The following is a 24,864-nucleotide window of genomic DNA, read 5'->3' as shown; positions in this document are numbered from 1 at the left end:
ACGTTCTGCTTCCGCACCGCAGCAGGGCACCTGCGAGGCGCCGGCCGGCCCCGTCAGGGCCGCATCCAGGGCCCGCGGTGGCGGCGAAAGGTCAGCAGGTACGCCCCGACCACCCAGATCGAGGCGGCCGCCCAGCCGGCGAGGATGTCCGACGGGTAGTGCACGCCCAGATACACCCGCGACAGTCCGACCATCGGCACGAAGACCGCCATCGCGGCGAGCGCCGGCCAGCGCCAGCGCGTGGGCCAGGCCAGCAGGACCAACACCAGCGCCAGGCTCATCGAGCCCATCGCATGGCCACTGGGAAAACTGTAGGTGGCCTCCGGCGCGATCGATTCCCACAGCGCCGGGCGCTCGCGCGCGAACACCTGCTTGACGGCGATGTTGAGCAGGGCCGATCCGCCCAGCGCGATGGCGGCGAAGACACCCTCGCGATAACGGCGCAGCGCCAGCAGCACGACAACCAGGGCGATGTCGAACGGCACCACTCCGCGGTCATAGCCGATCGCGGAGAAGAACAGGAACACGCGGTCGAAGCCCTCGCGTCCCAGCGCATGCGCGAACTGCAACAGCGGTTCGTCGAAGGGGATCGCCTCGGCCTCGCGGATATCGTCGGCGAGTTCGGAGAACATCCACATCGGCAGCAGCACGCCGCCGAACAGCAGCAGCAGGGCCGAGCCGTGGTCGCCGAGAAAGCGCCTGCCCGCGCGGACGCCGATGGCGAGGGTCGCGGGAAGATCAGCCGGCTTCGGCAGGCCGGCCATAGCGCCTCTCGACGTAGTCGTCGACCAGGGCGACGAATTCATCGGCGATGCGCTCGCCGCGCAGGGTGACCGACTTCTCGCCGTCGATGAACACCGGCGCGGCCGGCGCCTCGCCGGTGCCGGGCAGCGAGATGCCGATGTCGGCGTGGCGCGATTCGCCGGGGCCGTTGACCACGCAGCCCATCACCGCCAGGGTCATGTTCTCGGCGCCGGGATGGCTGATCTTCCATTCGGGCATCTTCGCGCGCACGTGTTCCTGCACGCGTCCGGCCAGCTCCTGGAAGAACTCCGACGTGGTGCGTCCGCAACCGGGACATGCGGTGACCATCGGCGTGAACGCGCGCAGGCCCAGGGTCTGCAGCAGCTCCTGCGCGACCACCACCTCCTGCGTGCGCGGGGCGCCCGGCTCCGGCGTGAGCGAGATGCGGATGGTGTCGCCGATGCCCTCCTGCAGCAGCACCGCCAGCGCGGCGCTGGAGGCGACGATGCCCTTGCTGCCGATGCCGGCCTCGGTCAGGCCCAGGTGCAGGGCGAAGTCGGAGCGCGTGGCGAGATCGCGGTAGACGGCGATCAGCTCCTGCACGCCGCTGACCTTGCAGCTGAGCACGATGCGCTCGGCCGGCAGCCCCAGCTCGACCGCGCGCTGCGCCGAGTCCAGCGCCGAGCGGATCAGCGCCTCGCGCAACACCCGCGCGGCTTCCCAGGGCTCGGGGCGCTGCGCGTTCTCGTCCATCAGCCGGGTCGCCAGCGACTGGTCCAGCGAGCCCCAGTTGGCGCCGATCCGCACCGGCTTGTCGTAGCGCAACGCGAACTCGATCAGCTGCGCGAACTGCAAGTCCTTCTTCCTGCCGAAGCCGACGTTGCCGGGATTGATCCGGTACTTGGCCAGCGCCTCGGCGCAGGCCGGCTCGTTGGCCAGCAGCTGGTGGCCGTTGTAGTGGAAGTCGCCGATCACCGGCACGGAGATGCCCTGCATCGCCAGCCGCTCGACGATCCGCGGCACCGCGGCCGCGGATTCTGGATTGTTGACGGTGATCCGCACCAGCTCCGAGCCCGCCCGCCACAACTCGGCGATCTGCTTCGCGGTCGCGGCGACGTCGGCGGTGTCGGTGTTGGTCATCGACTGCACCACCACCGGCGCGTCGCCGCCGACGACGACGTCGCCGATGCGCACCTGCCGGGTGGCGCGCCGCGGCGCCGGGCCGAACGGCGGCGCCGGATCCTTGCGGCAGGGCGGTGCTGATAGCGGGTGTGCGGACATGCGGGCATTTTACCGCGCCAGGCAACCCTTTTCCGCCGCGGTGAAAGATAGGCCGTCGCCACGGGTGGTACAAATGAATAGCCGGTAGCCCGGGCGACATGATCGTTCCTACGTCCTGTTAACAATCACGCCAACCAGACGCAGATAGCAGCCAGGATGGCGAAGGCGGCGAAGGCGGGGGGATCGCTTCGAGCAACGCGGGTGCCTGCGTGATGTCGGCGGCTTGCGCGCCGGTGAGGGTGAAGGCCAGTGGATTGCCCAAGGCATCGGCGATCATGTGGATCTTGGTGCACCAGCCGCCACGAGAGCGGCCCAGTGCCTGCGCGCCACGTTTTTTTGGGCGCCTGCGGCATGCAGGTGGGCGCGGATGGCGGTACTGTCGATAAACACCTCTTCCAAGTCGACGCCGTCGCTGACGGCGTCGAGGATGCGCCCCCAGACCTCGGTCTTCTTCAAGCGGGCAAAGCGCGTGTAGATCGTGTGCCAGTTGCCCAGCTCCGGCGGCAGGTCGCGCCACGGGCGCCAGTGCGCAGTGCAGCCAGATGCCGCATTGATGGGGACCAGTCAACGCGCCGTCAATGCAGTGCCGATGGCGGTGGCGAGCTGCTCCGCGGTCAGTTTGCGGCCGTAGTGGGCAGCGTACCGCCCTCGGGCGTCCAGCAAAAATACAAACGTCGAATGATCCATGGTGTAAGCACCCTTGTCACCTATGGGCACTTTCTTGTAATAGACATGGTATTGGCGCGCTACATCGGCGATCTGTTCAGGGGTTCCTGTCAACCCGATGAAGTCCGGTGAGAACGCGTTGACATAAGCTTTCAATACCTCGGGGCGGTCTCGCTCCGGGTCTACGGTTATGAACACAACACGAACTGCCATGCTATGACGTTTCTTCACCGTCGCAGCGACAGAGGCGAGCTTGACCAGGTCGGTAGGGCAGACATCCGGGCAGCTGGTAAACCCGAAATAGAGCAAAGTCGGTTGCCCCCGAAGTACCGACTCCGTCACCGCTCGTCCTTCTTGGTCCGTCAACGCAAATCGTCCTCCGATCGCCGGTGCGGCGGCAGCGAGCAGGGGCGTTGCGAGAAGGCTGAGGCCCAGTAGAGCAGCCAGGAGGCGGGCGGACATACGCATCAATATCCGCCGCTGTAGGTGATCGTGAAACCAATCAGGTCGGATGTCTTACCATCAACTTTTTCTCGACCAATAGATCCAGCCAGTTTGATCACGCCGGTGAGTTGGTAACCTACACTTAGCTCGGTCAGGCGCTCGTCCGGCTTCCCACTCAGCCCCCGACGAGTGCCAGTGATGCCGTAGTTCCAACGCCCGTAGTCGACCGTCAGTGCCGTGGTGAGGTAGGTCGTGTCGGCACCCTGGTTGCCCCCCTCGTTCTGAACATCCACATACTCAACAAACGGCACGAAGTCGAGATATTCACCATGGAGCGTTGGGCCGAGGTCGGTGCTACGCATACTCGGGATGATCGCGCGCAGGGAAAGTCCCTTGACCGTCTCGGCCGCAGCGGGAGTTGCAGGCTGCGGCGGCTGTCCCGGGTCCGGTGCCGGTGGAGGCACGGGCCGTCCTTTTGCATTTCGCATGTAGGCGACCTGTGCTTCCAGGAACGGCATTGCGGGCCAAGAGGTCCAATTCACAGTCGCGGCATAGGAGTTCAGACGCCCTGTGTTTGCAGCACCGCCGTCAGCCTGCGAGGCTTGCTTGCCTGGTCGGAGATAGGGGCGACTGAGGAAGGTATTGTCCTGAGTGTAGAGGCTCAGATTCGGCGCTATGTTGCCGATACGCTCGTTGAAGTAGCGATACTCACCCGTAGCACCTAACATGCCACCACGATCATAGGCCTTCACGAAATCCTTCGTGTATAGACCAGGGGCAGCGTCCTGAGCGCGACCGAACGGCACCTGGATTTTGCCGATGCGGTAACCCGTCGATACCCCTTGCTGGTAGAAGTTCAGATCCGTCACGGTCAGGCCCAAGCCCTTGAACCAGCGCTCCTGGCCGGGCTTGATGTCGACCACGGGGTTCACCTCTGTCCCCAACCAAATCTCGGTATCAGGACTGAAGCGGAAGTGCACGGTGCTGACCAGGTCCAGATACCCGTCAGATGTCGTACGGTCGTTTCCTGACTTTGCTTTGGAGCGGTCGTACTGGAAAGTTGCGTCGTACTCAATGCCCACGTTGGGATACATTCCATCGTCAGCTTCCGCCACTCCGTGCAGAACCGAGCACCCAAGCACCACGCACAGGGAGAGACGTCCATTCATCGGGGTGTCCTCAAAGGGCCTTGGGGAGCGGGCTGAGCAGCGCCGGGGAGATCTGAAGTTCGTTCCCGGTCTTCTGCAGGTACGTGCAGGTTTCGTTATCCCCGTAGATGCCACCTAATGGTTCCAGGGTGACCGCCTGCTCGTAGTCTTTCGGCCGGACCACCTGGATCACCTGCATCATCCCACCATCCTCGTGCTCCAGCACGTGGCAGTGATAGACGAACTTGCCGAGCGTCACCTCCTCGATGAAGGGGATGCGGACCGTAATGGAACCGGTAGCGGGAATGAAGGTGTTGTCGCGGTAGCTGGTGAATGGAACCGGCTTGTCGTTGATCGCCACGACCTGGAAATCAGTCTGGTGGATGTGGAACTGATGAAGCTCTTGTGTGGGATTCTCCAGCCGCCACTCCTCCACGTCGCCGAGTTTTACCGTGGTGTCCACGCGCGTGCCGTCAAAACGGCGCCCGTTGATCATGAAGGTGTTCGGGTCGGTTGCAGAATCCTGGAACACGTATCGCCGCTTGCGGGCGACCGGTTGCTTGGACAGGTCTGCGTACTGCGGGTACGGGCTGGTGATGCGCTTCGTGGTCACGCGCTCGCCTACGGAAACCATCGTTGCCAGACGGGCACCATCGTAGGCATCGCCCGCAGGACCGGTGTTCACCTTGCCCAGTTCGATCGGATAGCGCCCAGGCTCAGGTCCGACGACAAGCACGCTCACTCGCGCCGACGGGCCCATCAAGAGTTCGCCTTCCCGGTCCTCCTTCACGACGGAATTGCCGTCGCGCGATATCACCTGCACGTCCTGGCCATGGATCTTCAGGCGAAAGTACTGGTTGGCCGCCACGTTAAGCAGGTGCCATAACTGGGTCTCGCCAGGGCTGATGCGGATCTCAGGTTGAAACTGACCGTTGATGGTGCGGATGGATGGGGCACCGGTGATGATGCGCGAAGCCAGCTTTCCGGTATGCGTCTTCTGGAAGTTACGCATCACCAGCACCTGCTCCTTGATTCCACGTAGCTCCGGGAATGGATCGAGCATGCCCTCCACCAGAATGGGGCCGGCAATACCGCCAGAGACTTGTCGCTGTACCGCGCCATGGAAGTGGCTGTGATACCAGTACACGCCCGGGGAATGGTTGGGCGGTAGCTTGATCGTGTAGTTCATCCGAGTGTGCGGCTGAGCGATTCGAAAGATATTGTCGCCCGCCTCAAGCGCCGAGACCTGCATGCCGTGAAAGTGCAGGTTGGTGATCTCGTCCATGCGGTTGTCGAAGTCCACCGCAATGACTCCGCCCGGTCGCGTACGAATCAGAGGGGCGTCGTACTGCCCATTGAAGACCAGCGATCGGTATGATGCGTCGCCGACCTGGATCTCGCTCTCAGCGGCCATCAGGGGAACATGGGTAGTGCCGCTGGCGTCCGGAACAAATTCTGGAGGCGGCTTTAGCCCTTCTTCTTTCGGAGCCGGCCACATTGAACCAACGACATTCCCACAGATGAGCACGGCAACCGCCATCGCCGCAATCCAGCGGCTCGATTTACCAAGCTTCATAATCCCCTCCCGTCAGTACTCCATATCAAGTAACGGCCTACTTACCCACAAGCGACCGCTTGGATTCGTCCGGCATTGTCGATCTCAACATTGACCCGGTCCCGACGGAAATCGCGAGTCATCGGTTGGCCCGGTCTAAGGCGACGCACCTGTGATGCACGACTCTCGACTTGTATGCGGTTAACGATTGCATCGTTTATGACCTGACCTACCGCCCACTGCGAGAGGTCTGCACGACACTGGTCTTCACGCGTATCGGTGTCTGTGTTCTCAGGCGCTGTGGCGCATCCCGCAATTGAACACAGCGTGCCGGCACAGAGAGCTAGCGTGCGGACCAGGCTGATCAGCGGGCCACTGCCGTGGCGTCTCCGTGCCTTCAATTCGTTCATCACGATCTGAACCTCGTCCATGGATTTTCATCAAGATCAGGATGCCAATCCAGCGTGCCTATGTGTAAGCAGCAACGTAACGCAGTGCGCGAACGCAAGCTCGAATCTGCTTCAACACTTGACCCCTGTATGCACTACTACAGAATTTCTGAAATTTCAAGTGCCGGTCTGGGTATAGGAAGAATAGACGCCCTTTTGTAGAAATCATCGAGTCATTGCCCGTCCGCTTGCCCCGCGCTCGACGCAGATTGCAGCTCGAATTCCTACCTGGGTTGCAACCCTCGTTGGCCACCTTGCGGGTAGTCTAATCTTGATTGTTAACTGACCCTAAGGCCCCGCCACGCCGGCGGGGTAACATTTCCGTCATGCAGCCCCCGGCGATCCCGTTCCTGAAGACCCTGTGCGGGCTGCGCTGGGTCGCGGTCGCGACCCAGGCATCGACCCTGCTGGTAGTCGCGCTGGCGCTGGACATGGCGCTGCCGTGGAGCCGGCTGTGGGGCGCGGTGCTGCTGCTGGCCACGTTCAACCTGTACGCGCAATGGCGCTGCGCGCGCGCGAAGCCGGCGTCGGCCGCCGAGGCGTTCGCGCACCTGCTGGTCGACATCGGCGTGCTGACCTGGATCATCGGCTGGACCGGCGGCATCGCCAATCCGTTCGGTTCGCTGTTCCTGCTGCCGATCGCGCTGACCGCGCTGGCGCTGCCCCCGCGCTGGACGCTCGCGACCGCCGCCGCCTGCGTGAGCGGCTATGCGCTGGCGACCGCACTCGGTCAGCCGCTGCCGTACGTACCCGGCAGCGACTTCGACCTGCACCTGTGGGGCATGGCGGCGAACTTCGTGCTGTCGGTGGCGGTGGTGCTGTTCTTCTCCACCCGCCTGGTCGCCGCGCGCGACCGCCGCGAGCGCGAGCTGGCGGCGATGCGCGAACGCTTCGCCCGCGACGAGGGCATCCTCGCCCTGGCGACGCACGCCGCCGCGGTGGCACACGAGCTCAACACCCCATTGGGCACGCTGACGCTGCTGGTCGACGAACTCGAGGCGTACCCGCTGCCGCCCGGCGCCGGCGAGGACCTCGCCGGCATGCGCGAACTGCTCGAGGTCTGTCGGGAACGCGTGCGCGAGCTGGCCAGCCCGGCGGATCCCGAGACCGCCTCCGACATCGACCTCGAGCGCGTGCTGACGCAGTGGCAGCTGGTGCGTCCGCGCATCGAACTGCACCGCGCCGGCGCAGGGGCGCGCGGGCTGGCGATCGACCGCGGCATCGGGCACCTGCTGCTGGCGCTGCTCAATAACGCCGCCGACGCCAGCGAGGCCAACGGCGGGCACCGCGTCGACCTGCGCATCGAGGCCGACGCGCAGCGGCTGCGCGGCGAGATCCGCGACTACGGCAAGGGGTTCTCCGGCCACGCGCTGCTGCCGGCGCTGTTCCGCAGCGACAAGCCGGACGGGCTGGGCATGGGCCTGGCGCTTTCGCACGCCACCGTCGAGCGGCTCGGCGGCGCGCTGTCGATCGCCTCGGCCGCCGACGGCGCACGCGTCAGTTTCGAAGTGCCGCTGCCGGACACCGGGGCACCGTCGGGAGGGCCACCATGAAGGGACTGCTGGTCGACGACGACGCCCTGTACCTGCGCACGCTGCAGCGCGCGCTGCAGCGCCGCGGGCTCGATTGCGCCACCGCGTCCGAGATCGAAGGCGCACTCGCGCTCGCCCGCCGCGAGCGCCCCGCCTTCGCGCTGCTCGACCTGAAACTCGGTGCCGAGTCCGGCCTGTCGCTGATCGAGCCGTTGCGCGCGATCGACCCGCGGATGCGCATCCTGCTCGTAACCGGCTATGCCAGCATCGCCACCGCAGTCGAGGCGATCAAGCGCGGCGCCGACGACTACCTGCCCAAGCCGGTCACCGCCGACGCGCTGCTGCGGGCGCTGCGCGGCGAACCGGCCACGCCGGCGCCCGGCGGCGCCGGCATGATCCCGCTGCGCCGGCTGCAGTGGGAACACATCCAGCAGGCGCTGCACGAGACCGGCGGCAACGTTTCCGCCGCCGCGCGCCTGCTCGGCATGCACCGGCGCTCGCTACAGCGCAAGCTGGCGAAGCGGCCGGGGCCGGAACGCGGCGGCGGAGAAGCCTGACTCGCGAGTCGCAAGCGATGGACGTGTCGACCATGCGTCCCCACCCGTCGGCGGTGGCCCGATGGGAGTGGCTGCGGCATCAGCAGCGCTCTTGTGGGAGTGGTGGCGGTATACCGCTGCCACTCCCACAAGAGCCGCCAATCGCTCCGGGGAGGCAAACTCGGGGCGCCTGAGGAAACCGTATCTGCCTGTTTTCCGGCCCTTTCGCCCGCCCTTTCGTTACCGCCGAAGCGTGCGCCAGGAGCCCTGTCGGGATCTCATCGTTCCTCCCCGCCCAGCCCGCGCACCTCGAACACGACCTCCTGCGCCGGCGCATGCGCGAAGCGCAGCGTCGCGGGCACCTCGTCGCCCGCGGCGAACGGCCGCGCCGGCTCGATGAACATCAGGTGGTAGCCGCCGGGCGCGAGCGCGGTGCGCTCGCCCACCGGGAGCGGCAGGCCGTCGTCGAGATGGCGCATGCGCATTATGCCGTCCTCGTGCCGCATCTCGTGGATCTCGACGCGCGCGGCCTGATCGCTCTCCACGGCGAGCAGGCGGTCGTCCGAACCGCTGCCGTTGGAGATCGCCAGGTAACCGCCGGCGACACTGCCGCCCGCGGGCACTTCGCGGATCCAGGCGTCGGATGCGAGCACGCCGGGCGGGAGTGCCTGCGCGGCCTCCATGGCTCCGCGCTGCTCCGCCCCGGCAGTCTCGCCGTTCGCGGCCGTTCCGGACGGTTGGCTGCAGCCGGCGAGCACGGCGAGCAACGCGGCGAAGCTGGTAGCGAGGGCTTTCATCGGTAGAACTCCGGTGGGAAACATACGGGGCATCCACATTCTATGCGGTGGCGCGATGCGGGCGCCGGACGGCACGGCCGGAGACGCGACATCTAGCTCAGCATCTTTGACAACGGCACATGGTTCCGGCGCACACCGCCAAAACGCTGCCATTCCAGCAGTGGCCGCTCGCATGCGGAATGCGTCAGTTTGTCGCACCCGTACGGCACACGCCCGGCGATCCAGGCAACCGCGGCACGACGCGCTATGCTTTCGCCCATGCAGGACGGCCCCGAGATCCTCACCCCCACCCAGCTCAACACGCTGGCGCGCAGCCTGCTGGAGGATGCGTTCCCGGTGGTGCTGGTCGAGGGCGAACTCGGCAACGTGTCGCGGCCGGCGTCCGGCCATCTCTATTTCACCCTGAAGGATGCGCGCGCACAGGTGCGCTGCGCGTTGTTCAAGCCCAAGAGCACCTGGCTGCGCTTCCAGCCGCGCGAAGGCCTGAAGGTACTGGCGCGCGGGCGGCTGACCCTGTACGAGGCACGCGGCGACTACCAGCTGATCCTCGACTCGCTGGAGGAAGCCGGCGAAGGCGCGCTGCGGCGCGCGTTCGAAGCGCTGAAGGCGAAGCTGCAGGCCGAAGGCCTGTTCGACGCCGCACGCAAACGCCCGCTGCCCGCCCACGTGCGCCGGCTGGGCGTGATCACCTCGCCCAGCGGCGCCGCGGTGCGCGACGTTCTGAGCGTCCTGGCGCGGCGTTACCCGCTGATCGAGGTCGAGATCCTGCCGGTGCCGGTGCAGGGCGAAGGCGCCGCGACGCAGATCGTGTCGATGCTGCAGCGCGCCGCCGCCGCGAACCGTTACGACGCGCTGCTGCTGACCCGCGGCGGCGGCTCGCTCGAGGACCTGTGGGCGTTCAACGACGAGGCCCTCGCGCGCGCGGTGGCCGCCTCTGCAGTGCCGGTGGTGGCCGCAGTCGGGCACGAGACCGATTTCTGCCTGGCCGAATTCGCCGCCGACCTGCGCGCGCCGACGCCGTCGGCCGCCGCCGAGCTGCTGGTGCCCGACCGCGGCGAACTGCTGGCGCGGATGCAGACGCTGCAGCGGCGGATGGCGTCGCTGGGCGGGAACCGGCTGCGGCAGGCGGCGCAGCGCGCCGACCGCGCGGCATTGCGCCTGCAGGCGCTGCGGCCGCAGGCGCGGTTGCAGGCGCTGCGCCAGCGCCAGCGCGATGTCCTGCGCCGGCTGCTGGCCGCCTGGACGATCACGGCCGAGCGCCGCGGCGCCGCCCTGCGCCATGCGCAGTCGCGGCTGCGCGCACAACACCCGCAACGCCGCCTGCGCGCATTGCGGCAACGCCTGGAATCGCTGCAGCCACGGCTGGCCGCGGCGTTGCCGCGGCGCCTGCATGGCGAGTCGCTGCGCCTGCGCGGCGCGGCGCGTGCGCTGGAAGCGGTGAGCCCGCTGGCCACCGTGGCGCGCGGCTACGCCATCCTCCAGCACCACGACGGACGCGTGGTCCGCAGCGTGCACCAGGCGGCGGTCGGCGATCGGCTCGACGCCCGCCTCGGCGACGGACAGTTGCGCGTGCGCGTCGAATCGCGCGACGACTGAGGCGTAACATCACGCCATGCCTGCGCTACGGCCGCTAGCCTGCTCTTCTGCCGTGAGGCACCGCCCGCGAAGTTCGCAGCGGCCTTCCCCGCCAGCTTCGCGCCTCCACTCAAATCCATAGCGTGACGACCACATGACCAAAGCCTCCGACCTGTTCGTCGCCACGCTCGAAGCCGAAGGCGTGGAGTACGTGTTCGGCATTCCCGGCGAGGAGAACCTCGACTTGCTCGAATCGCTGCGCGACTCGAAGATCGCACTGGTCCTGACCCGCCACGAGCAGGCCGCCGGCTTCATGGCCGCCACCTACGGACGGCTCACCGGCAAGGCCGGCGTCTGCCTGTCCACCCTCGGGCCCGGCGCGACCAACCTGGTCACCGCCGCGGCCTACGCGCAGCTCGGCGCCATGCCGATGCTGATGATCACCGGGCAGAAGCCCATCCGAACCAGCAAACAGGGCCAGTTCCAGATCGTCGACGTGGTCGACACCCTGCGCCCGTTGACCAAGTACACGCGGCAACTGGTCTCCGCCGACAGCATCCCCGGCCGCGTGCGCGAGGCGGTCCGCCGCGCCGAGGAGGAACGCCCCGGCGCCACCCACCTGGAGCTGCCGCAGGACATCGCCGGCGACGACACCGATGCCCGGCTGATCCCGCGCTCGCTGTCGCGGCGGCCATTGGCCGAGCACAAGGCCATCGCCGCCGCCGCCCATGCCATCGCCGGCGCGAAGCGCCCGCTGCTGATGCTCGGCGCCGGCGCCAACCGCAAGACCACCGCGAAGATGCTCTGCACCTTCGTCGACAAGCTGAAGATCCCGTTCTTCAGCACCCAGATGGGCAAGGGCGTGCTGGACGAAACCGCACCGCTGTGGCTGGGCAACGCGGCACTTTCCGATCACGACTTCGTGCACCGCGCGATCGACGCCGCCGACTGCATCATCAACATCGGCCACGACGTGGTCGAGAAGCCGCCGTTCTTCATGCGCGAGGGCCGGCGCACGGTGATCCATGTGAACTACGACGGCGCCGAGGTCGACCCGGTGTACTTCCCGCAAATCGAGGTGGTGGGCGACATCGCCAACGCGGTCTGGCAGTTGGCCGAGGCGCTGGAGCCGCAACCGCACTGGGATTTCGCCTTCTTCGAACGCGTGCGCGCGGCGATGCTCGAACACCTCGGGGACCGCGCCGACGACGACCGCTTCCCGATGGCCTCGCAGCGCATCGTCGCCGATGTCGCCGCGGCGCTCGGGCCCGAGGACATCGTCTGCCTCGACAACGGCCTGTACAAGATCTGGTTCGCGCGCAACTTCCGCTGCCGGCAGCCCAACACGCTGCTGCTCGACAACGCGCTGGCGACCATGGGCGCCGGGCTGCCGTCGGCGATCGCCGCGCGCATCGTGCACCCGGACCGCAAGGTCGTCGCGGTGTGCGGCGACGGCGGCTTCATGATGAACTCGCAGGAACTCGAGACCGCGGTGCGCCTGGGCATCGACCTGACCGTGCTGGTGCTGCGCGACGACGCCTACGGCATGATCAAGTGGAAGCAGAAGCACGAGAACTATCCCAACTTCGGCATGGACCTGGGCAATCCGGATTTCGTGAAGTACGCCGAGGCCTACGGCGCGCGCGGCCATCGCCCGCGCTCGGCCGATGAATTCCTGCCGCTGCTACGCACGGCGCTGGACACCCCCGGCATCGACCTGATCGACGTACCGCTGGACTACGGCGACGACGATCGCATCCTCAACCAGGACATCCCCCGCCTCAGCGCCGCGGTGCGATGACGCATGGCCGCCGAAACATCCCCGCCGCATTCCGTGGAACACGCGTTGACGGCGGCATGAGCGGCCTGCGCCGCATGCCGCTCCCCCCATCAAGCCGGAGAACCCCACCATGGCCAAGCCGAAGAAGACAGCCAAGCACGATCGCACCGGCCTCGCCCGCAGCTATCCCTACTACCTGGCGAACCGCCCGGTCGCGGCCAACACGGACTTGGAAGTGCGCGACAAGTATTCCGGCAAGATCGCCACCCGCACCGCCTTCGGCGACGCGGCCACGATCCGCAAGGCGATCGTGGCCGCGCACAAGGCGCGCGAGCCGATGGCGGCCTTTCCGCCCGACAAGCGCCGCGACGTGCTGGAGCATTGCGTGCGCCGCTTCGAAGAGCGCTTCGAGGAGCTCGCGCTCGCCCTGTGCATCGAGGCCGGCAAGCCGATCGCCGACTCGCGCGGCGAGGTCACGCGGCTGATCGACACCTTCCGCATCGCCGCCGGCGAGGCCACCCGCATCGACGGCGAGGTGATCGAGCTGCAGATCTCCGAGCGCACGCGCGGCTACCGCGGCATGGTCAAGCGGGTGCCGATCGGCGTGTGCAGCTTCATCACCCCGTTCAACTTCCCGCTCAACCTGGTCGCGCACAAGGTGGCGCCGGCAATCGCCGCCGGCTGCCCGTTCGTGCTCAAGCCGGCGGCCAAGACCCCGGTCGGCGCGCTGATCATCGGCGAGGTGCTGGCCGAGACCGACCTGCCCAGGGGCGCGTTCTCGGTGGTACCGTGCAGCAACGAGGACGCCGCCGCGCTCACCGATGACGAGCGCATCGCCCTGCTCAGCTTCACCGGCGGCCTGGTCGGCTGGGAGCTCAAGGCCCGCGCCGGACGCAAGAAGGTGATCCTGGAACTCGGCGGCAATGCCGCCTGCATCGTCGATGCCGATCCCGGCGCCAGCCTCGACCACGTCGTCGACCGGCTGGTGTTCGGCGCCTACTACCAGTCCGGCCAGAGCTGCATCAGCGTGCAGCACATCCTGGTGCACCGTGACCTCTACGAGCGCGTGCGCAGGAAGCTCAAGACCAAGGTGTCCGCGCTGCGCATGGGCGATCCGCGCGACGAGAAGACCTTCATCGGACCGGTCATCGACGAGGACGCCGCCAGGCGCATCGAGTCCTGGATCGAGGCCGCGCTCGAGGGCGGCGCGAAGCGCATCGCCGGCGGCCGCCGCGACGGCAACATGCTGCCGGCCGCCCTGCTGGAAAAGGTGCCGCGCGACAGCGACCTGTACCGGCAGGAGGCGTTCGGGCCGGTCGCCTGCCTGCAGCCGTTCGACGATTTCGAGGAGGCGCTGGCCACCGTCAACGCCAGCGAGTTCGGCCTGCAGGCGGGCGTGTTCACCGGCAACCTCGCCCATGCCATGCGTGCCTGGGACGCACTGGAGGTCGGCGGCGTGATCGTCGGCGACGTGCCCAGCTTCCGCGTCGACAACATGCCCTACGGCGGCGTCAAGCAATCCGGCCTCGGCCGCGAGGGCGTGCGCTACGCGATCGAGGACATGACCGAGCAGCGACTGCTGGTGATCCGGGGATGACCCAGGAAATCTCGCGCTTCCGCCCGTAGGAGCGCGCCATGCGCGCGATGCCGGCGCGGCAAGCAACGCGGCAGATGTACGTCATCCGGGGACTCGGGACATCCGCAGAACCTGACGGCTTCTTACTCGTCATCCCAGCTGGCGCTGGGATGACGGATCCTTAGCCTTTTCCCGCGAGTCCCGAGCCCGGGCTCCACCTCAACCGCCCTCGTCGCCGGTCATCGGCACGAACCGCACCGGCGCGATGCGACGGTTGCGCAACTCGCCGGTTGCCGTCTTCTCGATCAGCCGCAGCTCTTGCAGCGCATGCACCGGGCCGACCGGGATCACCATGCGCCCGCCCGGCTTCAACTGATCGAGCAGCGCCTGCGGCACCCGCTCCGGCGCCGCCGTCACGATGATCGCGTCGAACGGCGCATGCTCCGGCCAACCGGCGTAACCGTCGCCGGCGCGCACCGTCACGTTGTCGTATCTCAGTTCCTTCAACACCGCTTCCGCCCGGCGCGCCAGCGGTTCGACGATCTCGATGCTGTAGACCTCCGCCACCAGCCCCGACAGCACCGCGGCCTGGTAGCCCGAGCCGGTGCCGATCTCCAGCACACGATCGTCGCGCTTCGGCTGTAGCAGTTCGGTCATCGTCGCCACGATGTACGGCTGCGAGATGGTCTGGCCGTGGCCGATCGGCAGCGGATGGTCGCGATAGGCCTGCGCCGCCCGCTCCGGCGGGACAAAGCGATGCCGCGGCACCGCGCGCATGACCTCGAGCACGCGCGCGTCGCGCACGCCGCGCGCTTCGATCTGCCGTTCGACCATCCGCATGCGCTGCGCCGTGGCGCCGTCGCCGTCGGCGCGTGGACCCTGCTGCGCCGCGGCCGCGACAGGACCGAACAGCAGCGCGATGCCCAGCAGGCGCAGTATCCGCCCCAGCCCCGACCACGGTTGCCGGGCGCTCCGGGCTGCAGTGACGGAAGACATCGGCATGGCCGGCCTCCGCGGAAATCTCTGAACGGGTTTCGTAATGCTGCGCCCGGCGTCGTGAAACGCCCGTGACCTCCGCTCGCACCGGGCCGAACGTCGGCTCCGCCGTGCCGCGTCCGGAGCCGATGGCAGCGAAGCAGGCGCCGGATTGCGGCGGGATCAGGAGGCGGGGCGCGGATGCCCGTACAGGAAGCCCTGGCCGTATTGGCAGCCCAGCTGCAGCAGCACGTCGCGCTGCCGCTCCGTCTCCACGCCTTCGCCGATGGTCTCGATGCCGAGCGTGCCGGCCAGCGCCAGGATCGCGCGCACCAGTGCCAGGCTCTCGGTCCGGGTCTCGCCGTCGAGGCCGGCGACGAAGCTCTGGTCGATCTTCAGTGACTGGATCGGGAACCGGTGCAGGTACGACAGCGCCGAGAAGCCGGTGCCGAAGTCGTCCAGCAGCGCCAGCACACCGCGCTCGCGCAGGATGTTGAGCATGCGCAGCACGCGCGGGGCGTCGTCGAGCAAGGCCACTTCCGTCAGTTCGATCCGCAGACGACCAGGATCGGCGCCGGCCTCCTCGATCATCCGCAGCAGCCGCTCGGCGAAGTCGTCGGAATGGAAGTGTCGCGGCGAGACGTTGATCGAGACGTAGCCGTGGGGGCTGGTGCGGAGCCAGCGCACCACGTGCCGGTACAGCAGCCAGTCCACCTGCTCGATCAAGCCGCTGTCCTCGCCGACGCCGATGAAGTCCGCCGGCGCGAGCGGGCCGCGCAGTTCGTGGTTCCAGCGCAGGAGCGCCTCGTGCCCCATCACTTCGCCGTCGGACAGGCGCACGATCGGCTGGAAATGCGGTTCGAAGGCGTCGTTCATGATCGCCCGGCGCAGATCGGCCTCAAGGTCGAGCAATCGCGTCGCCTCGGCGCGCATCGCCTCGTCGAACAGCGCACTGCGGTCGCCTCCGCGCGCCTTGGCGCGATACATCGCCGCGTCGGCATCGCGCAGCAGTTCCTCGCCGTAGCGGTAGCGCGGTTGCCATATCGCGATGCCGATGCTGGTCGAGGGGAACAGCTCGCGCCCGGCGATCCACATCGGCTTGGACAATTCGGCCAGCACCCGCGAGGCGACGGTCTCGGCGAGCGCCGGCGTCGCCACATCCTCGAGCAGGATCGCGAACTCGTCGCCGCCCAGCCGCGCCACCGTGTCCTTGACGGCCAGCGTGTGGCGCACGCGGCGCCCGATCTCGACCAGCATGTCGTCGCCGGCCGCATGGCCGACGCTGTCGTTCACCAGCTTGAAGCGGTCCAGGTCGAGGAACAGCACCGCGAAGCGCGCCGTCCCCGGCTCGTGCATGCGCGCGATCGAGGCATCAAGCTTCTCCAGCAGGTGCTCGCGGTTGGGCAGGCCGGTGAGCTGGTCGTGGCGCGCCTGGTGGATCAGCCGCTGCTCGGCGCGCATGCGCTCGCCGATCTGCGCATGCAACTCGCGGTTGGCATCCTTCAATTCCTGGGTGCGCGCCTCGACCCGGAATTCGAGCTCGGCATGGGCGGTCTTCAGCGACTCCTGCGCGCGCTTGCGCGACAGCGCGCCGCCGATGTGGTGCGCGACGAAGGTCAGCAGCGCCTGGTCGCGCTCGTCGAAGCCGATGTCGGCGGAGTAACTCTGCGCCGCGAGCGCGCCGATCACGCTGCCGTCGCGCACCAGCGGCACGCCCAGCCAGCAGTTCGCGCGCGCACCGCGGCTGCGCACGCCGCCTTCCGACTCGAGCCGGTCGATTGCCTCGCGGTCGGCGAGCAGCGGCTGTCCGCCGGTGATGACGAATTCGGTCAGTCCCTTGGTCATCCTGCGCGGCCGCCGCACCGGATCGTGCTCGTCGACCGAATAGGGAAACTCGATGCGCGTGCCGTCGGCACCGACCATCGCGATGTAGAAGTTCGCCGCGTACAGCAGCCCGCCGACCACCTCGTGCACGTCGGCGTAGAAGCGCTCCAGGCTTCCGGCGGTCACCGACATCTCGCTGATCCGGAACAATGCACGCTGCAGCCGCTCGGTGCGCTGCCGTTCCTCCACTTCCGCCTGCAGTACCTGGTTGGCACGCTGCAGCTCCAGCGTGCGCTCGTCGACGCGACGTTCGAGTTCCGCCTGCGCGTGCTTGCGGTCCAGCGCCGTGAGGATGTGCCGGGCGACGTACTCGAGCAGCGCGCGGTCCTCCTGGCTGTAGCTGTCGGCGCGATCGTAGTTCTGCACCACGATCGCACCGCAGACGCGGCTGTCGCGGCGCATCGGCACACCGAGCCAGTCGGCGCTGTCGGGGCCGTGCACCGGATCGCGCGGAACGCCGAGTTCGCCACGGATCCGTGCCGAAGGCCCCATCATCGGCCGGCCGTGGCGCAGCAGCGCCACGGTGATGCTGTTGGGCATCTCCTCCAGCGCCAGGTCGCGCTCCGGTTCCGGGCGCCAGGGATCGTTCTGGTCGGCGAAGTACAGGAAGCGGATGGTCCCGCGCGCCTCGTCGTGCAGCACGATGTAGAAGTTCTCGGCCGACATCAGCGCCGCGACCGCGCGGTGGATCCGCGCCAGCATCTCGCGCATCTCCAGCGACGAGCCGGACAGGTCGGCGATCTCGTACAGCGCCTGCTGCAGGCGTTCCGATTTCTGCAACGAGCGCACCTGGGCGCGCGACAGCTCGGACTGCATCACGGCACCGATCATCCGCGTCGCCAGCCGGCGCCAGGTCGGCGCGGCGATCTCGACCGCCGGCTCGACCGCCACGAACACGCGGGTGTCGTCCTGCTCCCACGACAGGTCTGTCGTTCGCGCCGGAATGCCGGCGATCGCATCGGCCAGGCCCTCGACGGCGCGCGCCAACAGCGCCTCGCCGGCCGCCTCGGTCGCGGCGGTACCGCTGCCCAGGCGCGGGTCGCGCCAGCACACCGCCAATGCCGAGCCCGCCGGCAAGAGGCCGCCCAGCAATTCGACCAGCGCCTCCGGGCCGGGCGCGGACACTGCTGCCGCGGCCGGCGACCGTTGCCGAATTCCGTCCACACCTGCTCCGTCGCGTTCCGATCCCCTGCCGTCAGCATAACGGCAGAACCCGCCCGCGCCGGCAATTTCGACCCCGAACGCCCGTTCCAGCCGTTGGCTGCTGCATGACGCATGCACCCTGTCGCCGGCACGCCCGCATCCCACGCCTGCCGCGGACGGGCTTCACCTGTCTGCCGCCAGCGCTTAACCTGCCGGCGGTGAACGACGCCGCCCGCCAGGATCACGAAGAAACCAGCGACGAAGCGCTGATGCTGGCCTGGGCCGGTGGCGACGCCGTGGCGTTCGAGCATCTGTATGCGCGCCACCGCACCCGGCTGTACCGGTTCCTGCTGCGGCAGCTGCGCGATGCCGCCCTGGTCGATGAGGCCTTCCAGGACACCTGGCAGCGCGTGATCGCAGCGCGCACGCGCTGGAAGCCGGAAGCGCAGTTCGCCACCTGGCTGTACCGGATCGCGCGCAACCGCCTCAACGATCACTGGCGCGCGCAGCGACACCGCCCGCCGGCGCCGGACGATGCCGATGCCCGCGTGGCGCGTGTACCGGACGACGACACCCCGGAACGTAGCCTGTCGGAGTTCGAGCAGCGCCGGCGGCTGCAACTGGCGCTGGACGAGCTGCCCGAGGAGCAGCGCGAGGTGATCATGCTGCGGCTGGAGCAGGAGTTGAGCCTGGAAGAAATTGGAGCGATCACCGGCGTCGGCCGCGAGACGGTGAAATCGCGGCTGCGCTACGCGATGGACAAGTTGCGGACGAGACTCGGCGCATGACCCAAGATCGCGACCCGTTGACCCCGGAGGAACGCGCGCTCGCCGAGCGGCTGGCGCAGGCGTCGCCGCGCGCGGAGCCGTCGCCGGCGCTGGACGCGCGGATCCTGGCGGCGGCGCGCGCAACGGCGACGGAAACGCCGTCGGCCTCGGTGCGGCCGCGCCGCCGCCGCTGGCCCGCGACCCTCGGGATCGCCGCCTCGCTGGCGCTGGCCGTGGGCATCGCCTGGCAGTTGCGGCCGCTTCCGCAGCAGGCGCCGCCGCCGGTTTCCGAGGCGCCGTTGTCGGTTGCCCCGCCACCGCGCCCGGCCGAATCCGCTGCACAAGCGATCATGGACGCGCCGGCAACGCCTGCCGACCAGCGCGACGCATCCACGCAGCCGCCGATCGCGACGCAGCAGGCCGCACCGGAACGCCGCGAACTCGCGCCGCCGTCCCCGCCGCAGTCGCCGCCGACGCCCGCGAGCGCCGCAGCCGGGCGCGCCGGCGCGGAGATGGAGACGGACGCCGCTTCCGCCCGGGAGGCCGCGCGGCAGGCGGCGGAGGCCACCCAGGCGAAGGAACAGACGGACATGGCCGCCCGCCGCGCGGGCGAACGGCAGCGCGAATCCGCGATCGTGCTTGATGCGCCGTCGCCGGCGCCGGCGTCGCCCGCACCGCCACCGCCACCACCGTCCGCAGCCGAACCGACGTTCGTGCCGTCGCCACCGCCGGTCGAGACCGCGATCGGCCGCCGACGCGTGCAACAGCGTGCCGCCACGCACGCCGGCGCGGACGCAACGCCGCAGCAGCGCGATGTGGGCGAACGCACCGCGGTCACCGGCACTCGCCTGCCCGCAGCGCCGCCCGCGGACCCAGAACGTGATCCCTTCCTCGATCAGCCGCTCGACGACGAACCGCCGGCCACCGCGGACTCGCCGGAGGTCTACAAGGCCTGGCTGGCGCGCATTCGCGAACTCCACGAGGAGGGCGAACACGAAGCCGCGCGCGAAAGCCTGCGCGAGTTCCATCGCCGCCATCCCGACGTCGAGCTGCCCGAGGACCTGTCCGGGCTGCTCGAGGAATGAGCCTGGACACGCTCGCCGCACCCGCCTCGCACGCGATCGAGATCAAGCACAGCCGTTTCCAGGCGCGGGCGACCGCGATCGAGACCGCCGCGGCCGCGCAGGCGTGGCTGCAGGAAGTCTCGATCGCCGACGCGAGTCACAACTGCTGGGCCTGGCGCATCGGCGGCGACTACCGCTCCGGCGACGACGGCGAGCCCGCCGGCACCGCCGGACGACCGATCCTGTCCGCCATCGACGGCCAGGGCTTCGACCGGGTGGCGGTGGTGGTCACGCGCTGGTTCGGCGGCATCAAGCTGGGGGCCGGAGGGCTGGTGCGCGCCTACGGCGGCGCGGCGGCCGAATGCCTGCGCCTGGCCGAACGCCTCCCGCTGGTGGCGCAGGTGGAGCTCGCCCTGCACGCCGGCTTCGACGATCTCGGCGCGGTCCACGCGGCGCTGGAGGCGTTCGCCGCGGAAAAACTCGACGAGGCCTTCGCTCCCGACGGCGCGCGTTTCCGCCTGCGCCTGCCCGAACTGCGCGCCGACGACTTGAAAACGCATCTGCGCGACGCCACACGGAACCGGGTACGTTTCGAAAATGACCGCACCTGACGTCCCGCCCAGGTTCGACCCTTCCACGTCCGCATCGGCTGCCTCCGGCGCGGCTCCCGGAATCCTCCCCCGAACCTGATGGCCGACACCTCCTCCGAATCCGCATCCCACCCTCTGCCCGCGAGCGGCGATGACGCCAAGGCGAAGGCGCCGGTCGGCACCCTGCGCACCCTGTGGCCGTTCGTGCTGCGCCAGCGCGGCCTGCTCGTCGCCTGGCTGCTGGCGCTGGCGGCCTCGTCCGCGGCCACGCTCAGCCTGCCGGTGGCGGTGCGGATGATGATCGACCGCGGCTTCGGCAGCGGCAGCAACATCGACGCCGCGTTCGCGCTGCTGTTCCTGGTCGCGGTGGCGCTGGCGATCGCGACCGCTGCGCGGTTCTTCTTCGTCTCGCTGCTGGGCGAACGCGTGATCGCCGACCTGCGCACCCGCCTGTACGCCCACCTGGTCGGCCTCGACCAGTCGTTCTACGAACGCACCCGCAGCGGCGAGCTGGTCTCGCGCCTGTCCGCCGACACCGAGCTGCTGCGCAGCGTGGTCGGTTCCGGCATGTCGGTGGCGCTGCGCAGCGTGGTGATGGTGCTCGGCAGCATGACGATGCTGGTGGTCACCAGCCCGCGCCTGGCGGCCTACACCCTGGTCGGTATTCCGGTGTTCGTGCTGCCGCTGGTGCTCGGCGGACGCCGGCTGCAGAAGCTCTCGCGCAGCGCGCAGGACCGCGTCGCCGACGCCAACACCCTGGCCGCCGAGACCCTCGGCGCGATCCGCACCGTGCAGGCGCATGCGCGCGAAGGCTGGGAGCGCGGCCGCTTCGCCGAGGCCGTGGCGCGCTCGGTGGCGACCGCACGCAAACGCATCGGCGTGCAGGCGATCGTCACCGCGGTGGCGATCACCGCGATCTTCGGCGCAATCACCATCGTGCTGTGGTCGGGTGCGCACGACGTCGCCGCCGGCACGCTGAGCCCGGGCACGCTGGGCCAGTTCGTGCTGTACGCGCTGCTCGGCGGCGGCTCGGTCGGCGCTTTGGCCGAGGTATGGAACGAGCTGCAGCGCGCGGCCGGCGGCATGGGCCGGATCAACGAGCTGCTGGTCGAGACCTCGACGCTGCAGGCGCCCGAACACGCACAGGCATTGCCGACCCGGGTGCGCGGCGAGCTGCAATTCGACCAGGTGACCTTCCACTATCCGGCGCGCGCGGACGCACCGGCGCTGGAGGGATTCTCGCTGCACGTCCGGCCGGGCGAGACCGTCGCCCTGGTCGGACCCTCCGGCGCCGGGAAAAGCACCGTGTTCGCGCTGCTGCTGCGCTTTCACGATCCGCAGGCCGGCGCGGTGCGCGTCGACGGCGTCGACGTGCGCGCGCTCGATCCGGTCGAACTGCGCGACCACATCGCGCTGGTGCCGCAGCAGCCGACGATCTTCGCCGCCAGCGCCCGCGACAACATCCGCTACGGACGGCTGGAGGCGAGCGATGCCGAGGTCGAGGACGCGGCGGCGTCCGCCGAGGCGCACGCCTTCATCGCCGCCCTGCCCCAGGGCTACGACGAACAGCTGGGCGAACGCGGCGCGCGCCTGTCCGGCGGCCAGCAGCAGCGCGTGGTCATCGCCCGGGCGCTGCTGCGCGACGCGCCGATCCTGCTGCTGGACGAGGCCACCTCGGCGCTCGACGCGCAGAGCGAACGCGCGGTGCAGCACGCGCTCGAGAACCTGATGCAGGGCCGCACCACCCTGGTCATCGCCCATCGCCTGGCCACCGTGCTCAAGGCCGACCGCATCGTGGTGATGGACCAGGGCCGCATCGTCGCCGAGGGCACCCATGAAGAACTGCTGGCGCAGGGCGGCCTGTACGCGGACCTGGCGCGGCTGCAGTTCCTGGGCTGAAGCGGACATTCAAAGCCAGTCGGTGATGCCCTCGCGACGGCAGGTCTCCTGGAAGGCCGGCCGCGCCTTCATCCGCTGCGCATGCGTGCGCAGCGCCGGCCATTCATCGCTGGGACGCGGCATGTTGCGCGACCAGCGCATCAGCATGGTGAGCAGGAAGTCGGCGGCCGACAGGCGTTCGCCCAGCAGATACGGGCCGCCGCCCTCGAGATGGCCGGCAACGCGCTGCCATGCCGATTCGATGCGTTCGCGCGCGTACGCCTTCGCGTTCACCTGGGCGGCCTCGCCGGCGGGCTCGTTCGGGTAGAACCAGGCGCGGTAGGCCGGCAGCAGGGTATTGGCGCAGAAGCAGATCCAGCGGTAGTAGCGCGCGCGCTCCACCGTGCCCGGCACCGGCGCCAGTTGGGCTTGCGGGTGCAGGTCGGCCAGGTGCAGGACGATCGAGGCCGATTCGGTCAGCACCTCGCCGTCGAGCACCAGGGTCGGCACCACGCCGGCAGGATTGAGCCCGAGGTATTCGGGCGACTTCTGCTCGCGCCGGTCGAAATCGAGCGCATGCAGTTCGTGCGGCACCTGCAGTTCGATCAGCAGCCAGTGCACCACCAGGGCGGCGGTGCTGGGGGCGTAGTAGAGGGTTGCGGCCATCGGATCTTCGCCTTGGGGAAGGAACACGGATTATGCCCGCGCTCCCGTATCGCCTCCGGAACGGCGTCCGGACCGGAAGCAGCGGCCGCAGGCGTGGCTCAGGCCGCCTCGATCACTACCGGAATGCCGCCGATCCGCGCCTGCCATTCGCGCGGGCCGGTGATGTGCACGGACTCGCCGATGGAGTCGACGGCTACGGTCACCGGCATGTCCCTGACCTCGAACTCGTAGATCGCCTCCATGCCAAGGTCCTCGAACGCGACCACGCGCGCGGCGCGGATCGCCTTGGAGACGAGATAGGCCGAACCGCCGACCGCCATCAGGTACACCGCGCGGTGGTCGCGGATCGCCTCGATCGCCGCCGGCCCGCGCTCGGCCTTGCCGACCATGCCCAGCAGGCCGGTCTGCTCCAGCATCTGCCGGGTGAACTTGTCCATGCGCGTCGCCGTGGTCGGACCGGCCGGGCCAACCACTTCGTCGCGCACCGGATCAACCGGGCCGACGTAGTAGATGAAACGCCCGGCGAAATCGACCGGCAGCGTCTCGCCGCGATCGAGCATCTCCACCATGCGCTTGTGCGCCGCGTCGCGGCCGGTCAGCAGTCTGCCGTTGAGCAGCAGCACGTCGCCGGGCTTCCAGCCGGCGACCTCCTCGTGGGTGACCGTATCGAGATCGACGCGCCGGCCCTTGGACGCGTCGTAGGTCAGCCGCGGCCAGTCCTCCAGCGACGGCGGCTCCAGCGCCACCGGGCCGGAGCCGTCGAGCACGAAGTGCGCGTGGCGGGTGGCCGCGCAGTTCGGGATCATCGCCACCGGCAGGTTGGCGGCGTGGGTCGGGTAGTCGCGGATCTTGATGTCGAGCACCGTGGTCAGGCCGCCGAGGCCCTGTGCGCCGATGCCGAGCGCGTTGACCTTGTCGAAGAGTTCCAGACGCAGCTCCTCGATCCGGTTCGACGGGCCGCGCGCCTTCAGGTCGACGATGTCGATCGGCTCCATCAGCGCTTCCTTCGCCAGCAGCATCGCCTTCTCGGCGGTGCCGCCGATGCCGATGCCGAGCATTCCCGGCGGGCACCAGCCGGCGCCCATGGCCGGCACCGTCTTCAGCACCCAGTCGACGATCGAGTCCGACGGGTTGAGCATCGCGAACTTCGACTTGGCCTCGGAGCCGCCGCCCTTGGCGGCGACGATCACGTCCACGGTGTTGCCGGGCACCACCGACATGTTCACCACCGCCGGCGTGTTGTCGCCGGTGTTGCGGCGGCGGCCGGCCGGATCGGCCAGCACCGAGGCGCGCAGCTTGTTGTCGGGGTGGTTGTAGGCGCGGCGCACGCCTTCGTTGACCATTTCCTCGACGCCCATGGTCGCGTCCCAGCGCACGTCCATGCCGACCTTCAGGAACACGGTGACGATGCCGGTGTCCTGGCAGATCGGCCGGTGGCCCTCGGCGCACATGCGCGAGTTGATCAGGATCTGCGCGATCGCGTCCTTCGCCGCCGGGCTCTCCTCGCGCTCCCAGGCGGCGGCGAGATTCCGGATGTAGTCGACGGGATGGTAGTAGCTGATGTACTGCAGGGCGTCGGCGACGCTCTGGATGAAATCGTCCTGGCGGACGACGGTTGCGGTGGTGGTCACGGCTGCCTGTGGGGTGGCGTCTGCAGTCGCCATTTTACAGCACCGCCCACCGCCGTCCGCCTTCGGCTCATCCGTAGGAGCGCGCCATGCGCGCGATACCGCGGGCGCGTCCGAAGCCGACCATCGGCGGCTCCTGCGCGAGCCGGAAGGCGCGTTGGTGTCCGGAATCCCGTGGCGGCGAAC

20 protein-coding genes and 2 pseudogenes are annotated in these 24,864 nt (G+C 68.8%); 9 read left to right on the top strand and 13 right to left on the bottom strand.

The features are described from left to right. Window positions 1-53: 53 nt before the first annotated feature. The 8 genes and pseudogenes from AB5T46_RS04225 to AB5T46_RS04190 all read right to left on the bottom strand — a co-directional run bounded on the left by AB5T46_RS04225 (window position 54) and on the right by AB5T46_RS04190 (window position 6,248). Complete coding sequence (locus AB5T46_RS04225) at window positions 54-764, bottom strand: phosphatase PAP2 family protein (RefSeq protein WP_370562606.1); 711 nt, start codon at window positions 762-764, stop codon at window positions 54-56. Beyond that, window positions 739-2,025, bottom strand: coding sequence for a flavodoxin-dependent (E)-4-hydroxy-3-methylbut-2-enyl-diphosphate synthase (ispG, locus tag AB5T46_RS04220; protein WP_370562605.1), 1,287 nt, complete (start codon window positions 2,023-2,025; stop codon window positions 739-741). Before ispG ends, AB5T46_RS04225 begins: the two co-directional genes overlap by 26 nt. A 175-nt stretch (window positions 2,026-2,200) precedes the next feature. After that, window positions 2,201-2,400 (bottom strand): annotated as a pseudogene (locus AB5T46_RS04215) (transposase); the annotation flags it as partial. Between the two features lie 63 nt (window positions 2,401-2,463). Further along, window positions 2,464-2,532: pseudogene (locus AB5T46_RS04210) on the bottom strand (hypothetical protein); the annotation flags it as partial. 57 nt (window positions 2,533-2,589) lie between these two features. Further along, the gene (locus tag AB5T46_RS04205; protein WP_370562604.1) at window positions 2,590-3,153 is read right to left on the bottom strand and encodes an SCO family protein; all 564 of its coding nucleotides are present in this window, start codon (window positions 3,151-3,153) and stop codon (window positions 2,590-2,592) included. Window positions 3,154-3,158: 5 nt separating this feature from the next. Continuing rightward, the gene (locus AB5T46_RS04200) at window positions 3,159-4,304 is read right to left on the bottom strand and encodes a hypothetical protein (RefSeq protein ID WP_370562603.1); all 1,146 of its coding nucleotides are present in this window, start codon (window positions 4,302-4,304) and stop codon (window positions 3,159-3,161) included. A gap of 10 nt (window positions 4,305-4,314) precedes the next feature. Continuing rightward, window positions 4,315-5,859 (bottom strand): multicopper oxidase family protein, encoded by a 1,545-nt coding sequence (locus AB5T46_RS04195; protein ID WP_370562602.1) that lies wholly within the window; start codon window positions 5,857-5,859, stop codon window positions 4,315-4,317. Window positions 5,860-5,900: 41 nt separating this feature from the next. Continuing rightward, entirely contained in the window at window positions 5,901-6,248 is a 348-nt protein-coding gene (locus tag AB5T46_RS04190; protein ID WP_370563096.1) for an I78 family peptidase inhibitor, read from the bottom strand. A gap of 365 nt (window positions 6,249-6,613) precedes the next feature. Here AB5T46_RS04190 and AB5T46_RS04185 point away from each other — a divergent pair, with 365 nt between their 5' ends. Continuing rightward, entirely contained in the window at window positions 6,614-7,840 is a 1,227-nt protein-coding gene (locus tag AB5T46_RS04185) for an ATP-binding protein (protein ID WP_370562601.1), read from the top strand. Beyond that, a complete protein-coding gene (locus AB5T46_RS04180; protein WP_370562600.1) occupies window positions 7,837-8,376 on the top strand; it encodes a response regulator transcription factor in 540 nt (179 codons plus the stop codon). Before AB5T46_RS04185 ends, AB5T46_RS04180 begins: the two co-directional genes overlap by 4 nt. 257 nt (window positions 8,377-8,633) lie before the next feature. Here AB5T46_RS04180 and AB5T46_RS04175 read toward each other — a convergent pair whose 3' ends face one another. Then, a complete protein-coding gene (locus tag AB5T46_RS04175) occupies window positions 8,634-9,152 on the bottom strand; it encodes a copper chaperone PCu(A)C (RefSeq protein WP_370562599.1) in 519 nt (172 codons plus the stop codon). Window positions 9,153-9,410: 258 nt separating this feature from the next. Here AB5T46_RS04175 and xseA point away from each other — a divergent pair, with 258 nt between their 5' ends. The 3 genes from xseA to AB5T46_RS04160 all read left to right on the top strand — a co-directional run bounded on the left by xseA (window position 9,411) and on the right by AB5T46_RS04160 (window position 14,104). After that, window positions 9,411-10,748: an exodeoxyribonuclease VII large subunit gene (gene xseA / locus AB5T46_RS04170; RefSeq protein ID WP_370562598.1), complete on the top strand. Its 1,338-nt coding sequence runs from the start codon at window positions 9,411-9,413 to the stop codon at window positions 10,746-10,748. Between the two features lie 133 nt (window positions 10,749-10,881). Beyond that, window positions 10,882-12,528 (top strand): acetolactate synthase large subunit, encoded by a 1,647-nt coding sequence (locus AB5T46_RS04165; protein WP_370562597.1) that lies wholly within the window; start codon window positions 10,882-10,884, stop codon window positions 12,526-12,528. A 109-nt stretch (window positions 12,529-12,637) separates the two neighbouring features. Continuing rightward, window positions 12,638-14,104, top strand: a complete 1,467-nt coding sequence (locus tag AB5T46_RS04160) for an aldehyde dehydrogenase family protein (protein ID WP_370562595.1) — start codon at window positions 12,638-12,640, stop codon at window positions 14,102-14,104. Between the two features lie 198 nt (window positions 14,105-14,302). Here AB5T46_RS04160 and AB5T46_RS04155 read toward each other — a convergent pair whose 3' ends face one another. Together AB5T46_RS04155 and AB5T46_RS04150 are read right to left on the bottom strand one after the other, a co-directional pair. Further along, a complete protein-coding gene (locus AB5T46_RS04155; RefSeq protein WP_459558937.1) occupies window positions 14,303-15,085 on the bottom strand; it encodes a protein-L-isoaspartate(D-aspartate) O-methyltransferase in 783 nt (260 codons plus the stop codon). Between the two features lie 156 nt (window positions 15,086-15,241). Beyond that, window positions 15,242-18,067: an EAL domain-containing protein gene (locus AB5T46_RS04150; RefSeq protein WP_370562594.1), complete on the bottom strand. Its 2,826-nt coding sequence runs from the start codon at window positions 18,065-18,067 to the stop codon at window positions 15,242-15,244. A 236-nt stretch (window positions 18,068-18,303) separates the two neighbouring features. Between AB5T46_RS04150 and AB5T46_RS04145 the strand changes: the two genes are divergently transcribed. The 4 genes from AB5T46_RS04145 (at window position 18,304) to AB5T46_RS04130 (ending at window position 22,405) form a co-directional block, all read left to right on the top strand. Further along, a complete protein-coding gene (locus AB5T46_RS04145) occupies window positions 18,304-18,873 on the top strand; it encodes an RNA polymerase sigma factor (protein WP_370562593.1) in 570 nt (189 codons plus the stop codon). Further along, complete coding sequence (locus AB5T46_RS04140) at window positions 18,870-19,937, top strand: hypothetical protein (RefSeq protein WP_370562592.1); 1,068 nt, start codon at window positions 18,870-18,872, stop codon at window positions 19,935-19,937. The genes AB5T46_RS04145 and AB5T46_RS04140 overlap by 4 nt, the downstream gene beginning before the upstream one ends. After that, a complete protein-coding gene (locus AB5T46_RS04135; protein ID WP_370562591.1) occupies window positions 19,934-20,527 on the top strand; it encodes an IMPACT family protein in 594 nt (197 codons plus the stop codon). The genes AB5T46_RS04140 and AB5T46_RS04135 overlap by 4 nt, the downstream gene beginning before the upstream one ends. Window positions 20,528-20,605: 78 nt before the next feature. Continuing rightward, window positions 20,606-22,405 (top strand): ABC transporter transmembrane domain-containing protein, encoded by a 1,800-nt coding sequence (locus tag AB5T46_RS04130; protein WP_370562590.1) that lies wholly within the window; start codon window positions 20,606-20,608, stop codon window positions 22,403-22,405. A 9-nt stretch (window positions 22,406-22,414) separates the two neighbouring features. On the opposite strand, the gene AB5T46_RS04125 is transcribed toward AB5T46_RS04130, so the two are convergent. Further along, window positions 22,415-23,050: a glutathione S-transferase family protein gene (locus AB5T46_RS04125; protein ID WP_370562589.1), complete on the bottom strand. Its 636-nt coding sequence runs from the start codon at window positions 23,048-23,050 to the stop codon at window positions 22,415-22,417. 98 nt (window positions 23,051-23,148) lie between these two features. Next, the gene (locus tag AB5T46_RS04120; protein WP_370562588.1) at window positions 23,149-24,714 is read right to left on the bottom strand and encodes a fumarate hydratase; all 1,566 of its coding nucleotides are present in this window, start codon (window positions 24,712-24,714) and stop codon (window positions 23,149-23,151) included. Between the last annotated feature and the right edge of the window lie 150 nt (window positions 24,715-24,864).

This window comes from Luteimonas salinilitoris (assembly GCF_041300785.1).
GTDB lineage: Bacteria > Pseudomonadota > Gammaproteobacteria > Xanthomonadales > Xanthomonadaceae > Luteimonas > Luteimonas salinilitoris.
This window is presented reverse-complemented; position numbering and strand designations above follow the sequence as displayed.

Excerpts from the sequence above, each read along its gene's own strand:
- AB5T46_RS04225 (WP_370562606.1), bottom strand. The coding sequence starts at position 764 with ATGGCCGGCCTGCCGAAGCCGGCTGATCTTCCCGCGACCCTCGCCATC.
- ispG (WP_370562605.1), bottom strand. The coding sequence starts at position 2,025 with ATGTCCGCACACCCGCTATCAGCACCGCCCTGCCGCAAGGATCCGGCG.
- AB5T46_RS04205 (WP_370562604.1), bottom strand. The coding sequence starts at position 3,153 with ATGTCCGCCCGCCTCCTGGCTGCTCTACTGGGCCTCAGCCTTCTCGCA.
- AB5T46_RS04200 (WP_370562603.1), bottom strand. The coding sequence starts at position 4,304 with ATGAATGGACGTCTCTCCCTGTGCGTGGTGCTTGGGTGCTCGGTTCTG.
- AB5T46_RS04195 (WP_370562602.1), bottom strand. The coding sequence starts at position 5,859 with ATGAAGCTTGGTAAATCGAGCCGCTGGATTGCGGCGATGGCGGTTGCC.
- AB5T46_RS04190 (WP_370563096.1), bottom strand. The coding sequence starts at position 6,248 with ATGAACGAATTGAAGGCACGGAGACGCCACGGCAGTGGCCCGCTGATC.
- AB5T46_RS04185 (WP_370562601.1), top strand. The coding sequence starts at position 6,614 with ATGCAGCCCCCGGCGATCCCGTTCCTGAAGACCCTGTGCGGGCTGCGC.
- AB5T46_RS04180 (WP_370562600.1), top strand. The coding sequence starts at position 7,837 with ATGAAGGGACTGCTGGTCGACGACGACGCCCTGTACCTGCGCACGCTG.
- AB5T46_RS04175 (WP_370562599.1), bottom strand. The coding sequence starts at position 9,152 with ATGAAAGCCCTCGCTACCAGCTTCGCCGCGTTGCTCGCCGTGCTCGCC.
- xseA (WP_370562598.1), top strand. The coding sequence starts at position 9,411 with ATGCAGGACGGCCCCGAGATCCTCACCCCCACCCAGCTCAACACGCTG.
- AB5T46_RS04165 (WP_370562597.1), top strand. The coding sequence starts at position 10,882 with ATGACCAAAGCCTCCGACCTGTTCGTCGCCACGCTCGAAGCCGAAGGC.
- AB5T46_RS04160 (WP_370562595.1), top strand. The coding sequence starts at position 12,638 with ATGGCCAAGCCGAAGAAGACAGCCAAGCACGATCGCACCGGCCTCGCC.
- AB5T46_RS04155 (WP_459558937.1), bottom strand. The coding sequence starts at position 15,085 with ATGCCGATGTCTTCCGTCACTGCAGCCCGGAGCGCCCGGCAACCGTGG.
- AB5T46_RS04140 (WP_370562592.1), top strand. The coding sequence starts at position 18,870 with ATGACCCAAGATCGCGACCCGTTGACCCCGGAGGAACGCGCGCTCGCC.
- AB5T46_RS04135 (WP_370562591.1), top strand. The coding sequence starts at position 19,934 with ATGAGCCTGGACACGCTCGCCGCACCCGCCTCGCACGCGATCGAGATC.
- AB5T46_RS04130 (WP_370562590.1), top strand. The coding sequence starts at position 20,606 with ATGGCCGACACCTCCTCCGAATCCGCATCCCACCCTCTGCCCGCGAGC.
- AB5T46_RS04125 (WP_370562589.1), bottom strand. The coding sequence starts at position 23,050 with ATGGCCGCAACCCTCTACTACGCCCCCAGCACCGCCGCCCTGGTGGTG.
- AB5T46_RS04120 (WP_370562588.1), bottom strand. The coding sequence starts at position 24,714 with ATGGCGACTGCAGACGCCACCCCACAGGCAGCCGTGACCACCACCGCA.